The organism is Chitinophaga sp., from assembly GCF_035761305.1.
In the GTDB taxonomy this organism is placed as follows: Bacteria; Bacteroidota; Bacteroidia; order Chitinophagales; family Chitinophagaceae; genus Chitinophaga.
Map to the genome: position 1 here is coordinate 1 of NZ_DASTRI010000256.1, position 14,216 is coordinate 14,216.

9 protein-coding genes are annotated in these 14,216 nt (G+C 51.8%); 3 read left to right on the top strand and 6 right to left on the bottom strand.

Annotated elements, in window-relative coordinates; genetic code table 11:
- Positions 1 to 271 precede the first annotated feature (271 nt).
- Both VFS25_RS21290 and VFS25_RS21295 read left to right on the top strand, forming a co-directional pair.
- Entirely contained in the window at positions 272 to 763 is a 492-nt protein-coding gene (locus tag VFS25_RS21290; RefSeq protein ID WP_326464200.1) for a hypothetical protein, read from the top strand.
- A gap of 34 nt (positions 764 to 797) precedes the next feature.
- Positions 798 to 2,060 (top strand): replication-associated recombination protein A, encoded by a 1,263-nt coding sequence (locus VFS25_RS21295; protein WP_326464201.1) that lies wholly within the window; start codon positions 798 to 800, stop codon positions 2,058 to 2,060.
- 170 nt (positions 2,061 to 2,230) lie between these two features.
- On the opposite strand, the gene pbpC is transcribed toward VFS25_RS21295, so the two are convergent.
- From pbpC to VFS25_RS21315, 4 genes are all read right to left on the bottom strand, one after another.
- Entirely contained in the window at positions 2,231 to 4,606 is a 2,376-nt protein-coding gene (gene pbpC / locus VFS25_RS21300; protein WP_326464202.1) for a penicillin-binding protein 1C, read from the bottom strand.
- 116 nt (positions 4,607 to 4,722) lie between these two features.
- Positions 4,723 to 10,296 (bottom strand): alpha-2-macroglobulin family protein, encoded by a 5,574-nt coding sequence (locus VFS25_RS21305; RefSeq protein WP_326464203.1) that lies wholly within the window; start codon positions 10,294 to 10,296, stop codon positions 4,723 to 4,725.
- A gap of 62 nt (positions 10,297 to 10,358) precedes the next feature.
- A complete protein-coding gene (locus VFS25_RS21310; protein ID WP_326464204.1) occupies positions 10,359 to 10,625 on the bottom strand; it encodes a hypothetical protein in 267 nt (88 codons plus the stop codon).
- Positions 10,626 to 10,779: 154 nt separating this feature from the next.
- Complete coding sequence (locus VFS25_RS21315) at positions 10,780 to 12,288, bottom strand: ATP-binding cassette domain-containing protein (RefSeq protein WP_326464205.1); 1,509 nt, start codon at positions 12,286 to 12,288, stop codon at positions 10,780 to 10,782.
- Between the two features lie 172 nt (positions 12,289 to 12,460).
- Here VFS25_RS21315 and VFS25_RS21320 point away from each other — a divergent pair, with 172 nt between their 5' ends.
- Complete coding sequence (locus tag VFS25_RS21320) at positions 12,461 to 12,904, top strand: GNAT family N-acetyltransferase (RefSeq protein ID WP_326464206.1); 444 nt, start codon at positions 12,461 to 12,463, stop codon at positions 12,902 to 12,904.
- Between the two features lie 12 nt (positions 12,905 to 12,916).
- On the opposite strand, the gene VFS25_RS21325 is transcribed toward VFS25_RS21320, so the two are convergent.
- Together VFS25_RS21325 and VFS25_RS21330 are read right to left on the bottom strand one after the other, a co-directional pair.
- Positions 12,917 to 13,729, bottom strand: a complete 813-nt coding sequence (locus tag VFS25_RS21325) for a DUF6048 family protein (protein ID WP_326464207.1) — start codon at positions 13,727 to 13,729, stop codon at positions 12,917 to 12,919.
- Positions 13,692 to 14,156: a DUF6452 family protein gene (locus tag VFS25_RS21330; RefSeq protein WP_326464208.1), complete on the bottom strand. Its 465-nt coding sequence runs from the start codon at positions 14,154 to 14,156 to the stop codon at positions 13,692 to 13,694. Before VFS25_RS21330 ends, VFS25_RS21325 begins: the two co-directional genes overlap by 38 nt.
- Between the last annotated feature and the right edge of the window lie 60 nt (positions 14,157 to 14,216).

Here is a 14,216-nt window from a genome sequence, read left to right on the forward strand (position 1 = left end):
CAATGGAGCTCAGATCATAGGCGGGCACTTTGGTTGAATCGGCGGCCACCTGCTCTGAAGTACCTGAATTACAGGCGGCCGTACCTATTACAGCAGCCAGTATCAGTAGCTTTACAGCATGTGTTTTGTTCATAAGGAAACAGGTTTAGTGTTTAAATTTACACGAATTAACTATTATTTAATGAATTGCCGGTTGCCGGGGAGGAAAATTTGATGGCCGGTTGACCGTCGGGTAATTTTAGCTAGGTTTGTAAATATAAAAAGGGTACACATGTCTGCAAAGTTTGGATTATTCAGGTTTCTCAGTGTTATCAGCTTACTGGTAGCCGGTTTTTTTGTTTTGATGATGTTATTTGCATTAATGTTTACCGCAGCTTTATCGCCGGTGCTGATATTTATGTTGTTAACCGGTGCGGTAGTGATACACAGCGTACTAAGCTTATCGCTGCAGCAAAGCCTCAAAGATCCTTCCAGGCCGTTAAAGGCCAATACACCGGGCGGCATCCGCATTATGGGGTTCATGGCTATTTTTTACGCGGTAATGTTAATTACCAATGGCATTTACGGTTTGGCGCATATGAATGAAATATTGCAGGATGCCATGAAGCAGCTGCCTAAAAACCAGCCGGTACCCAGCGCGCATACCATGCGTAATCTGATGACCGGCCTGGTAATTGTGCTGGTAATACATGCCGCCGGCGTGCTGGTGAACTGCGCTTTATCTTTTTCTTTTCTGAAATACTGGCAGGAACGCAAGCAGTAGCCGGTGCTGATCATTATTTTTAATACTATACATTATGGAGCCTTTAGCGGAACGTTTAAGACCGGCAGCGCTAGATGAACTGGTAGGGCAGGAGCATTTGACCGGGCAGGGAAGCATTTTGCGTAAGGCGCTGCAGCAGGGTAAAATACCTTCAATGATCCTGTGGGGCCCGCCAGGTGTAGGCAAAACCACGATCGCCAATATTGTTGCCCATACGCTGGAAGTGCCTTTTTATACTCTCAGCGCTATTTCCGCCGGGGTAAAAGAGGTGCGGGAAGTAATAGAAGTGGCCCGTAAACAGGGCCATGCCGTATTGTTCATTGACGAAATACACCGCTTCAATAAATCACAACAGGATGCGCTGCTGGGCGCCGTGGAAAAGGGTATTATCACGCTCATTGGCGCTACTACCGAAAACCCTTCGTTTGAGGTAAATGCCGCCTTACTTTCCCGCTGCCAGGTGTATGTGCTGAAACCCCTGGGCGAGCCGGAGCTGCGGCAACTGCTGCAGCAGGCCATGGAAAAGGATGTGTGGCTGCGCGAACAGCATATTGAAATTAAAGATACTGCCGCCCTGCTGAATATCTCCGGGGGCGATGCGCGCAAGCTGCTGAACCTGTTTGAGCTGGTGGTAGATACCTTGCAGGAAGATGAGGACCCGGTAGTGATCACCGATAAAAAGGTAATGGATATTGCGCAGCAGCGCATAGCCATCTATGATAAAGCGGGCGAACAGCATTACGACATCATATCTGCTTTCATTAAATCTATCCGCGGCAGCGATCCTAACGGCGCGGTATACTGGCTGGCGCGTATGATAGCCGGCGGAGAAGACGTAAAGTTCATTGCACGGCGCATGGTGATACTGGCGTCCGAAGACATCGGCAATGCCAACCCCAATGCGCTGCTGCTGGCTACCAGCTGCTTCCAGGCAGTGAACCTGATCGGCTACCCGGAGGCGCGCATTATTCTTTCCCAGTGTGCTACTTACCTGGCCTCCTCACCCAAAAGCAACGCGGCTTATATGGCTATTGGCAATGCGCAGGCCGTTGTATCGCAAACCGGCGACCTGCCGGTGCCGCTGCATATCCGTAACGCCCCTACGAAGTTAATGAAGGAACAGGGCTACGGAAAAAATTACAAGTATTCGCATGACTACGAAAACAATTTTTCCGCACAGGAATATTTACCGGATGAAATAGCCGGCACCAAATTATACGATCCGGGGAAAAACGCCCGGGAAGAGGAGCTGCGCCGGTACCTGAAAGCGATGTGGAAAGAAAAATACGGCTACTGATGCAGATGTGCAGATGGGGAGGTAGATGTGCAGATATGCAAATTTGCAGATGAGGTGTAGACGCGTTCATCTTGTGAACTAAACATTTGCATATCCGCACATTTATTTCACCTCAATCTATACATCCACAATTTCAATTATCTGCACATTTGCACATTTGCTCTGCACATCTATTTTTTCCCCAGTATCTCAAAATTTACGGTTATTTCTTCTCCATTTTCATCTACCAGGGTAACGGTATGCCTGCCTGGTGCGGGGTGCAGCGCCATCTGGTGAAACGTTGTGGTAGTACCCATATAATGATTATCCAGGTGCCAGTAAATGTGTGCACCGGCATTGCGGTGGGTTGCGGTAAAAATGGTTTGCCCGGGCTGCCCGTCTATTTCAACCGGTACAAATATGCGGGCGTTGGGACGCGGGTATATCAGCTCCATCGGCGCCTTATCCTGGCTGAGGGTAGCCAGGCATTCGGGCTTATACGGCGGCAGGGGCAGGTAATTATTTTTGGTACGATAGTAAAACTCCATAGCGGGCGGCAGTACAAACCAGGACTTGTGCTGCATCAGCGCCGGCGGTTCACAATTGGCAGTTACCCGCCACTTACCGGTATGGTCCAGGTGAATAAGCTGGTGATAGGGGCACACACCCGATCTTAACCCTGCTGCCGGCACCCATAAGCTGTCCTGGTCGGGGCAGGCATCGCCGGCGCGGTAGCCGCTTTGCCGGCATACCGCTATTTTGCGCAGCTTACTATAGGGCGTTGCAAACCAGCCGCTGGTATGCAGTAAACGGAATATATCAAACAGCACCGGCGCAGCGGTGGCTACGCCTATAAGCCCCGGGCGGCCTTCGCCGTCGGCATTGCCTACCCATACGCCCACTACATACTGCGGGGTAACGCCAATAGCCCATCCATCCCGGAAGCCAAAGCTGGTGCCGGTTTTCCAGGCCACCCGCTGTGAAGAGGAAAACTGCTGCCATAACAGCTCCTCACCGGGGCGCATTACATCCTCCATCGCCTGAAAGGCGTACCATATAGCGCCTGCATCCAGCACGCCGGCAGCAGTGAGATTATGCCGGGAGGGGCGGTGTATGCCTTTAACATAGTTGGGCGCATGTATATCGTCGGGGTCATATTTGCCTTTGTATTGATCCAGGTGCAGCAGGGTACGGGCCATGCTGGCATACATGCCGCTCATTTCCCATAGCGTGGTTTCGCCCCCACCCAGTATCAGCGACAGGCCATAATGATCTGCAGGATAGGTAAGCGTGGTAATGCCCAGGTGTTTCAGCAGGGCGTGAAAACGTTCATAGCGGTATTGCTGCAGCATACGTACGGCAGGTATGTTCAGGGAGCGCGACAGCGCCTGTGAAGCCGGTACCGCGCCATCATACCCCAGGTCAAAGTTCTGCGGGGTGTAGCCGGCGATCTGTGTGGGAATGTCCGGCACCAGCGTATGGGGCAGCAGCAGCCCGTCATTGAGCATAGCGGCATATAGCACCGGCTTTAACGTGCTGCCAGGACTGCGGGGCGCCTGTATCACATCTACATGGCTTTCCAGCTCGGGGTTATCGGGCTGGTAAATATTGCCTGCATAAGCAAGGGTATTGCCGGTTTCCACATCCAGCACCAGGGCCGCTGCATTGTTAATGCCATTGGCCTGGTACTGCCGCTGGTAATGGGCAATGATATTGGTTACGCTGCGCTGCAGGCCTGCTTCTACCGTAGTGCGGATGCGGGTGCTGCCGGATTGTTTTTGCCGGGCATAATCCTGCCGGAAGCGGTCCAGCAGGTGCGGCGCCCACTGCGGCAGCGGCAAAGGCTGTGCAGGCAGGGGTTCCAGCTTGGACAGGTGGCAGGTAAGGCTGTCGATATAATGCTGCTGGTACAGCCTATCCAGCAGCTGGTTACGTTTAACCCGCAGCATTTGCCGGTTGCGGCCGGGGTGTACCAGGGCCGGGCTGTTGGGCAGTACTGCCAGTGCAGCTGTTTCGCCCCAGGAAAGCTGCTCCGGGCTGCGGCCATAATACCGCCAGGCAGCGGCCTCCAGGCCTACCACGTTGCCGCCGAAAGGCGCATTGCCGGCATACAGCGCCAGTATTTCCTTTTTGGAACAGGCAAACTCCAGCCGGGTGGCCAGCACTGCCTCTATGAGCTTTTGCCAAAGGGTGCGGGATTTATTGCGCGACAGGCGTATAACCTGCATGGTAAGCGTGCTGCCGCCGCTCACCACCTTGTGCCGGCCCAGGTTTTGTTTAACGGCGCGGGCCAGCGCCAGCGGGTCTACCCCCCAATGGTAATAAAAACGTTTATCCTCATACGTAATAATGCACTTCGCAAATTTCTCAGGCACCGTATTGCCTGCAGGAAACCGCCATTGCCCGTCGGCGGCTATGGTAGCGCTTAACAGCTCGCCGCCTGCATCTTCTATCACAAAAGAGGTGGGCGCTTTGAACAGCCTGGCCGGTAACAGCAAATAGTAGGCAATAAGCAGTATTGTAATGCCCAGCAGCCACCATTTCTTTCTTGTTATCCAATACAGCATAGTTAATTACGAATTATTCAATTACGAATTATCAATTACGATTGCATGCAGGACGCTCAGGGCGTTAAGCACCAAACAATACATTCACCGCCCAATTCGTAATTGCCCATTCGTAATTATCTAACTACTTCTATCCATTTACCCGGCGCAAAGTCATGGATGTTATTATCATACATGGCTTCACAGGTAGTGGCCGGCAGGTAATAGCGGCCCAGGTAAGCGGCGTTCAGCAGCACATTATACGTATGGGTTTTATTCTCCTCCAGGTTAAAGTAAGTATATACCCGGTCGTCACGTATATCCATATACGTAAACGGCGACTGTGAAAATGCGCTGTCGCTTTCCAGCAGGCGGGTATTCAGTATTTCCCAGCCGGAGGGGAATATCTGGCTCAGGGCCATCTGCTCATAATACCCGCGCTTGCCGGGGTTGCGGATGGTAACAGTGGCCATAAAATCCGTGCCCTGGTGCAGGCTGGCAGGGTCCAGCGGTTTGCCGTTACGGGTGCTGTATTTTACCTGCACATCCAGCACATCCGGGTTATGCCCGGCTACCGGCTCCTGGCCTGCTTCGGGCTGCCCCTGCAGGATAAGTCGGGCATACAGCACATTCTGCCCGTTGTTTTGCAGGCTCACATTGCCTGCCGCTCCTGTAAAGGTTACCGGTATTTGTGTGATATATGAATTACTGTTTACGCTGCCTTTGGTGCCATTCAGCTGGTAGGTAAAGCTCATTTTGCTGCCGTTGGCATTGCTGCCGCAGTATCTGGCAATAGCAATGAGGCAATAGGCGGTGGTTTGCGTGCTGTACCAGCTTTCCTGCGACAGCAGCGCGGCTATTTGTTTTACCAGCTCCCCGGCGCTTGCGCGCTGGCCCATAGCCGTTAAGGTTTCCAGTATCATGGCTTTATCGCGCAGGTCAGAACCAAAGGTGCCGCCCAGCTGGTGGTAAGGTTTTACTGTTGTGGGCAGATTTTTAACCAGCGCATTGGCTACCTCCGGCTGCCCGCTCAGACGGTAAGCCGCTGCCAGCCGCCATTTGGCTGCTACGGATAAATACTGGAACGCCTTCAGGCGGTTCATGGCGCCGAGTTCCGGCACTTTGGCCAGCGCCAGCAGGTACAGGCGGTATGCCTGTATCAGATCTCCTCCATAAAAGTTATAAGTGCCGGGCGCCCAGGTATTGGCTTTGTTACGCTGGTATTTTTTCCATTGATCCAGCAGGCCGGGAGGCAGCGCATAGCCTTTGGCCTGCGCTTCCAGCAGGAAGTGGCCGGCATAGTTGGTGCCCCACTCGTCCGACTGTCCTTCACCGGGCCAGTAGCTAAAACCGCCGTCCGATGCCTGGAAGCCTTTAATGCGGTTAATACCGGCTTTGATGTTATGATCTATTTCCGCCTGCTGGCCGGATGTAAGATCCGTGAGCTGGTTGAGCATCAGCTGCGGGAATACGCCGGAGGTAGTTTGCTCAATACAGCCGTGCGGGTACTGTACCAGGTAATTGAGTCGTTTGGCCAGGTTGAGCGCCGGTATGGTGGATATTTCCAGCGTACCGGTGTTGGTGCCGGACATGCCTACCGGGCTGAATGCGGTGCTCCACGCGCTATGCCCTTCTACCGTACTTTCCAGCGTGTTGGTAATTACCGGGTTGGGATTGCGCACCTGCAGCTCAGTAGTTTCCTCTGCCCGCTCACTGCCGCTGCTGGCGGTTACCTTTACTTTGGCTACGCCTACCTGCGGTTTTACCCGTACATCAAAATATACCATTTGCTCCCCGGGCCGGGAGAAGGTAACGGTTTTGCTGTTTTCACCTACTACTTCGAGCAGGCTGCTTGTATTAAGGGTAACAGTGGCGTTGCGGATATTATTTTCCAGCCCGAACACGGTAACGGGCAGCTGAATAGTTTCTGAAGGCCCCAGCACACGCGGCAGGGAGGTAAGCAGCATGAGCGGCTTTTTAACGGCAGCTGTTTTTTCTGTCATGCCGTATGCGCCTTCCTGCCCCGCTACCACCATGGCTTTTACGGAACCAATGTAAGGCGGCAGCTTAAAGCGGTGGGTTTGGGATTGCCCTTTTTTCAGGTAAAAAGGTCCCATGAATTTCACCACGGGTTTAAAGCGGTTGGCCTTGGCAGTGCCGGCGCTGCGGTCAAGCCCTTCATCACCGCCTATGCTTAAAATGCGGTCCATGTCGGCGCCCCAGGCGCCTATTACATAATCAAACAGGTCCCAGGTTTTTACGCCCAGTGCTTCCCGTGCATAAAATGCGCTGTGAGGGTCGGGTGTTTTAAAGCGGGTGAGATCCAGCAGGCCTTCATCTACAATTGCAATGGTGTAGGTCATGGCTTTGCCTTTGGCTTCCGACACTGTGATGGCAGCTTCCTGCTCGGGGCGCAGCGTAGCCGGCAGCTTTACCTGCGGCTGCAGTATGGTGTTAGGGTCTGATATAGCAATGGGAATGGTGCCGTACATGCGGATGGGCAGGTCGTTCACGGTTTGCGCATGCGGCTGCAGCAAACTAACGTTCACGTATATATTGGGCGCCATGTTTTTTTCCGCGGTAAAGCGGTAGGTGGTTTGTCCTTTTTCGGTTTTGATCCAGGCAGTTTTCAGCACGCGGCTGCCGCTTTCAATGCTTACCAGGCCGCGGCCGCCTTCGCTGCTGGGGATGGTGAGCGTAATGTCATCGCCTACATTATACCGGGTTTTGTCTGACGTAAATACCAGCATGGCCGCTTCGGCCGGGTTCTCTTTTTGCATGCGCTGCGCCCATCCCGGCCAGTCGATATACACCGTTTGGCCGGCAGTATGGCCGCTTTGCAGGTCTTTTACCCTTACCAGGTAGCGGCCCCAGTCGGGGTATTTGATCTCCAGGTTCCATTCACCTTTACCATTATGCAGGGTAAGGGTTTCCTTTTGCAGCAGCTGGTTATAGCTGTCCTGTGTAAAGTTGCTGAACGCTTCGCTGTCATTCTCATCCCACCACCAGCGCCAGCGTATTTTATACAGCTCTACCTGCACATCGCGGTTACCTGGCAGCAGGCGGCCCTGCTCATCTACATTCACAATGCTTACGGGGTGCGGCTTGTCCGTAACCAGCATGCCGGTTAAACGGTCACCTTCGGGTATGCGCAGGCCTGCGTAGGTGGCAAAAGGATTGTAGGGCATGGAAAAGTGGTCGATGCTGAAATCGCCGCCCGGCTCAAACACCTTCACCTCAAAATTGGCTTTCAGCTGCCCGGGAGCCAGCTTGCCCAGGGGAAGGTTGGCGCTTACCTGTGCGGTGCCGTTATCATCCAGCGGGCCTTCAAACAGGGTTTTATCTTCTGTTTCAAAATGTGTTACCGGGTCGTCAAAGGTATAACCGTCAAACTTTGGAAAATGCGTGGCCTGTGAGCGCAGCGATACATCTACCTTGGCTTTCAGGTGCTGCGCTGTGGCGCCAAACAGCCATTGGGCCGCGAGCGTGCCTGCAGTAGCGGTTTTCTGCGACAGGGCGGCTTTGCCGAAGTCCAGCTGTATTTTCAGGCGGTTGGGCTTTACCGTTTCTATGCGCAGGTTTTTCTGGAATACTGCACCGCCTACTTTTACTTTGGCGCTCCAGCTGCCGGTGGGGTCTTCCGGCGCGGTAGCGGTGATAAAGCTGTAAAACCCGTTCAGCGACTGGTGCTGTATTAAACGTTTATACAGCTGTCCTTTGGGATTATACAGCTCTAAAGTAACCGGGTGGTTTTCCGGCAGCTTATTGTCTTTATCTTCCAGGATAAATGTGAGGAACAGGGAGTCGCCGGGGCGCCATACACCGCGCTCTCCGTACAGGAAGCCTTTAATACCGTTCTGCACTACTTCACCCTTTACGTCAAAGCGGCTCAGGGGCAGGGAGCTGCCGTCGTCCAGCTTCAGGTACCCGCGCTCATCATCTTTTTTTGCGATCAGCAGCCATGGTTTGCGCTTCAGGTCAAAGGAGGCCATACCATCCCCATCGCTCTTGGTTTTGTAGATGACCTGCTGCTGATAGTCGAGCAGCTCCAGCTCCACGCCTATGAGGGGTTTGGTATCGCGTATATCCGTTACTGCTATTACCATGCTGTTGTCATTGCCTCTTTTGGCGGTAAGGCCGATGTTAGAGGTAATAATATTGCGGGAAGCCCATTTATCCTTGGCATAGTAGGAGTTGGAGCAGGGGGAATTCCTTTCTTCCCAGTTATAGCCATAGGGGTAGTAGCTGTTATAGCGCTGCCAGAAGGCGTCATCCTCATCTATGGCGTCGCCGTAGTAATAATCTTCCTCATCCTGCGCAGCATCGCTGTCTTCCTCATTCCCTTCTTTACTGCTGCAGGTTTGCAGGGCATAGGCTTTGCGGAAGCCGATGGTAACGCGGTAAATAGCGCCTGGTTCCGTACGCAGCAGCTTATCCAGGTCCAGGAAAAAGCGGTTGCGTTTGTGGAGGTTCAGGGATTTATCCATATCCAGGCGGATGGTTTTCTCTACTACGGGCTTGCCTACACGCCGAAGCTCCTGGTCGCCGTTAAGGTTGTTGGTTTGCAGGTATTGCGGTATGTTCTGCTCATAGATCTTAATGATGGTTACATCTACCGCATTCAGGTTCACGGCTTCAAAAGGCAGGGCCAGCTTATTGCTTTGAGGCAGTATTACCCCGTTACCGGGTATGCTTACCGCGGGCAGCGTATTCTCAAAGTTCACGTTGCCGGTAATGGTAGTGCCCAGGCGGTTATCTGTGATATTTATAACGCCTTCGTTTACGGCAATGGTATAATTGCCTTCCAGCCGGTTGGGGGCAAACACCTTTACCTCACTGCCTTCTATGGAATAGCGCAGGTCGGACTGGCCGCTGATGCCGATAAGGCCATCCAGGTTCTGTGCTACGCTAACAGGGTCAGAGAACTGTACCAGCAGGTGCTGCTCCGGTTCCGATACAGCCCGTATGTTCAGCACTTTAAATATGCCGGTGGCCGGCACTTCAATGCTTTTTTTGCCCGTTACGTCTACACCCAGGGGCTTGCCATCCCAGGAAAGCTCCAGCTTGCCCGTGGTGTTGCCCCGTGGAATGTTGGCAATGGTGAAGCGGGATGTTTTTTCGGCCGGGTTATGCTGCCAGGTAACGGGCAGTGTTTTACCATTGTAGCTGTTTGTTACCAGCTTTTCCACCTGCTGCGGGTCTTCCACATCTGCAGTATGGATAACGCCGGAAAAAGTCATTTTATCCAGCGTGGAGTTATCGGTTGCTTTCAGGCCGTTATCTTCCAGCGAAAAAGCAGGTTTTATAATACGGAACTCAAAGTCGAAAGAAGAAAGATCATCCGGCACCTTTGTCACTTTTGACAGGTGGAAGGTGGCGTTATATGTTTTACCCGGCTGCAGGTTTTCATCCGGCCGGAACTCAATGGTGGTAGCGTCTATCCAGTATGCCTTGCCTTCAATACGGGGGCTGAATTTGAATATGCCACCCTCCAGTGGCTCATTTTGTGTATGCGTTACGTTTACATTGCCGGTAAGCTGCACGCGGATGGTGCTTTGCTTTGAAATAATACCTGCAGTATAGGCCTCAATGTATTGGGCCAATGCGGGGTTCATTACTTTTTTGGCTTGCTTGCAGGCCGGAAACAATAACAACGCCACCAGGAGGGTGGAAATAGCGGTAACAACCGCATATTTGGGTTTGGGATACATTAGCAGTAAGGCGTTTAGGTACGCATAAAGATAATATAAAATGTATAATCAACTCTGGCTTTTTACGCCGGCACTGCTGCAGGCGCCGGCGGGGGATTATTGCCGTTATGGCAGCGCTGCCAGGTTTGCTGTAATTGATCAAAGAGAATAAAGGTGATTTTTTCTTTTTCTGCATTACTGATATGCGCGCCTTTTACCTTGCGGTAATAGGTAGGCAGGCTCCAGTTGCACTCGGAACAAATGCGGGCTTTAACAGCCTGGGGTAACGTGGTTAGCAGCTGGTGGATGTGCTGCAACGGATTAAAAGGCAGATTTGCATTTGAATGCATGGCGGATTATTTAAAGGTTAACAATGTAAATACAATGCTCGTGGTTTTGGTATTTACGGTAATTGGGGGGTGTATGGTTTCATAAAATGCTGATATTTTTTAAAAAAATACCAGAAAAATATGACCGTTTGTAACAGTAATGAATATACGAATATCAGGAAGGCACCGCCTTTCCTTTCTCCAGCCGCAATACTTTGGTTACAGCAGCCGGTATCTCCTCCTGGTAATGGGTAACAAAAATGAGCGTTAGCTCCATTACTGCGCACAATGTATCAATTACCTGCTTAAAGTGTTGTTTCTGCTGCGCATCCAGCCCCTGGCAGGGCTCGTCAAAAATAAGCAGGGGCGGATCTTTTACCAGCGCGCGGGCCAGCAGGGCCAGCCGTTGTATGCTTTCAGGCACCTGCTTAAAGGGCTGGGCACTGTATTGCGCTATATCCAATATTTCCATCCAGCCCTGCGCATGGGCGGTTTGTTCCGGTGTTGGCATACGGGTAGCGCCAATAATATCAAAGAAGCCGGAGCATACTACCTGCAGGCAGCTATTGCGTGCAGGAAAATACTGGTGCAGTTCCGGTGATACAAACCCGATCTTTCGTTTAATATCCCATATGCTTTCCCCACTGCCGCGCTTACGGTCAAACAGGTACAGCTCATTGGCATAGGCCTGCGGGTTATCGGCATTAATTAGGCTCAGCAGCGTGGATTTGCCTGCACCGTTAGGCCCCAGCAGCGCCCATTTTTCATTGGGCTTTACCGTCCAGTTAATATTATCGAGTATTACATTCTCCCCGTATTGCACATGCACATTTTCCATATGCACAATGGTATTGAAAGCGCGGGGTGCGGGCTGTACCAGCGCCTGCAGCTTTTCCCGGTCAATAACAGGGCCGGCTGCGGCGGGCGCCGCCCCGGCGGCAGGGAGCCGCTGAAACTCCTGCCGTGTATACCTGCCGGTTATAGCGCCGTTATCCAGCGTAAGCACATGGGTAATATTGTCCGGTATTTCCGTGGGGCTGGTAACCAGCAGCACATGAATGCCGCTGGCAATTACCTGGTTCACCATTTCCATAAAATGGCGGCGGGTTTGTACATCCAGGCCTGTAAATGGATTATCCAGCATCAGCAGCAGGGGCTTTTGCAGCAGGCCTTTGGCGATCATTACCCGGCGGGTTTCCCCGTTGGATAGCTTGATCAGCTCTTTATCCAGCAGGGCGTTAATACGTAAAGGAGCCAGCAGCGTATCTTCCGGCATATTGGCCGCATCTTCTCCATACAGGTACTGGCGCACAGTGGGCGCATCGCCGGCATCCATGCTGTTAAAGCGCTGCTGGTAATAAAAATCCGTGGTATTGCTGCGGTTGCGGAAATTATGATGATGCGCTACCTGCGCCAGCAGGTTGCGGTAAGTAAAGTAAGGATCTGTAATGGTGTGCTGCCGGCGGTATTGCTCATAAAAATGATAATGAATGCCGCCGTTGATCACGTTAAAGCGGCCTGCAATTGTATTTAACAAGGCAGTTTTACCGGAGCCGCTGTTGCCGGTAATTGCCCACTGCTGGCCTTCCAGCAGCTCCCAGTCCAGGTGGGTGAATAATGTTTTATCCAGGTAACGTACGGTAATATGTTCCAGCGTAAGAAACGGCCTGCCTTTTTCACTCATGATCAGTAGTTGATGGTTCCTCGTATAAAGGGCATAAATTTATAAAAGCTTTACGCTAGTTTTGAAAAAAAAGTAAGACATAGCCCGGTGCAATAACGGTACCGGTCAATACCGTGTGCTTTCTGCGCCGGTTAATTGCCTTTTGTTTACTTTGGAGCCATTCCTGTAGCTTATGACCTGGGTAGAAAAAACGTTTGATGCATTAACAACGGCAGAATTATATGCCCTGCTGCACCTGCGCAGTGAAGTATTTGTAGTGGAGCAAAACTGTCCTTACCTGGATATGGATTATGCAGACCAGCAGGCGGTGCATGTAATGGGATATAATGAAGCCGGCAAGCTGGTGGCTTATACCCGCCTGTTTGGGCCGGGCATTAAATACGATATGGCTGCCATAGGCCGGGTGGTAACTGCAAAGGAAGTAAGGGGCGGCGGCATAGGCCGGGCGCTAATGGCGCAATCCATTGCGCTGTTGGAAGCGCGTTTTGGCAAACAGCCTATTAAAATAGGCGCGCAGCAATACCTGCTGGAATTTTATAGTTCCTTTGGCTTCCGCCAAAGCAGCGATATGTACCTGGAAGATAATATACCGCACATAGAGATGATCAGGCCCTGACCGTATTCGTAATTAGCGCTTCTTCGGCGGTGCTTTGCGCGGCACATGCACTTTTATATTGTTCAATGGTATGCAGTAAGATACGGTATACTGCCAGTCGAACTGGGAGCCTTTGGTACCGCTGCCGAAGCCGGGTATTACAATGGGCGGAAAAGCAATATCTTTTTTAGGACCGCTTACCTTTATCTTTTCCCGTATGCTCCAGCCCAGGAAGAAATTTTTCAGCACCTCTGCCTTCAGGCCCAGGATCAGCTCTACCCAATGCGCATTAATGCTGGTTTTCGGGAAGCTGCCCGGCAGCTTATCGCCCCAGTAAGAGTCATAAATGGTATAGCTGGGCGCTTCATAGTTCAGGTGGGCAAATCCGTACCGGATGCCGCCATAGATCATATACCGCTCTTTATTGCTGATCTTCCGCAGGAAATTATAATCTACCCCTACCGTGGTAAAAATGCCGTTGCCTTTATAGGTATAGTTGCTGTCGCTGTGGGAGGTGGTATGCCAGCCCAGCTCCGCAGCTAAGTACAGGTCTTTTTTAATGCGCATATCCGCTGCAAAAGAAACGTCGGTGCGGTAAGGCTGAAATGCTTTTAGCAGAAAGCGGCTGATGTCAATGCCTACCCGGATGCCGCCCGGCACTTCGTATACGCTATCCGGTAAGGGAGGCGGAGGCTGCTTTTTTTCGGCAATGTTCCTGCGCGCACTGGTATCTGCTGCCCGGGCGCTGCTGTCTATAGGCGGGAGCGCCGGCTTTTTCACCTGCGCACGCACCACCATGCAGCTGCCGCTAAATACCAAAATATAGAGTAATATGCGCTGTATCATTCGTGGTGGAAGTTATTGCCTTTTGATTGATAATTAAAGACTGTATGGTATTATGGGTGGCGATCACCGTGTCCAGCGAAAAAAAGGTGGCAAAGCCGCAGCCGGGGGAAATAAAGTGCGGCTGCCGCTCGTACCGGAAGGTAATGGTATCTGGTATGGATAAAGAGTCTACCCGCAGGTAAAACAGGCTGCTGTCTGCCACGGGCGACAGTGAAAAGAATACATCCGACACTGCCTGCCTGCGGTAAATGCTATCCATACCCAGTGCAAAAAAGGTAACGTCGCCCATGGTGGTATCGCGTCGTACACCGGCGCTGTCACGTATAAAACGCATGTGCGCATCGGTGTTCAGCGCCTGGTCGCAAACCTTGGTTTCATCATCGCAGGCTACCGCTGTCAGCAGCAGTAAAAAGATAAAGTACTTCACTATTAATAGAATTAATAATTAATAATGAACAATTAATATAATAAGCAGTGTGCTGATACG

What these genes read in the sequence shown, in the direction of transcription:
- pbpC (WP_326464202.1), bottom strand. Translation starts at nt 4,606, where the DNA reads ATGCTGTATTGGATAACAAGAAAGAAATGGTGGCTGCTGGGCATTACA.
- VFS25_RS21315 (WP_326464205.1), bottom strand. Translation starts at nt 12,288, where the DNA reads ATGAGTGAAAAAGGCAGGCCGTTTCTTACGCTGGAACATATTACCGTA.
- VFS25_RS21310 (WP_326464204.1), bottom strand. Translation starts at nt 10,625, where the DNA reads ATGCATTCAAATGCAAATCTGCCTTTTAATCCGTTGCAGCACATCCAC.
- VFS25_RS21325 (WP_326464207.1), bottom strand. Translation starts at nt 13,729, where the DNA reads ATGATACAGCGCATATTACTCTATATTTTGGTATTTAGCGGCAGCTGC.
- VFS25_RS21305 (WP_326464203.1), bottom strand. Translation starts at nt 10,296, where the DNA reads ATGTATCCCAAACCCAAATATGCGGTTGTTACCGCTATTTCCACCCTC.
- VFS25_RS21320 (WP_326464206.1), top strand. Translation starts at nt 12,461, where the DNA reads ATGACCTGGGTAGAAAAAACGTTTGATGCATTAACAACGGCAGAATTA.
- VFS25_RS21295 (WP_326464201.1), top strand. Translation starts at nt 798, where the DNA reads ATGGAGCCTTTAGCGGAACGTTTAAGACCGGCAGCGCTAGATGAACTG.
- VFS25_RS21290 (WP_326464200.1), top strand. Translation starts at nt 272, where the DNA reads ATGTCTGCAAAGTTTGGATTATTCAGGTTTCTCAGTGTTATCAGCTTA.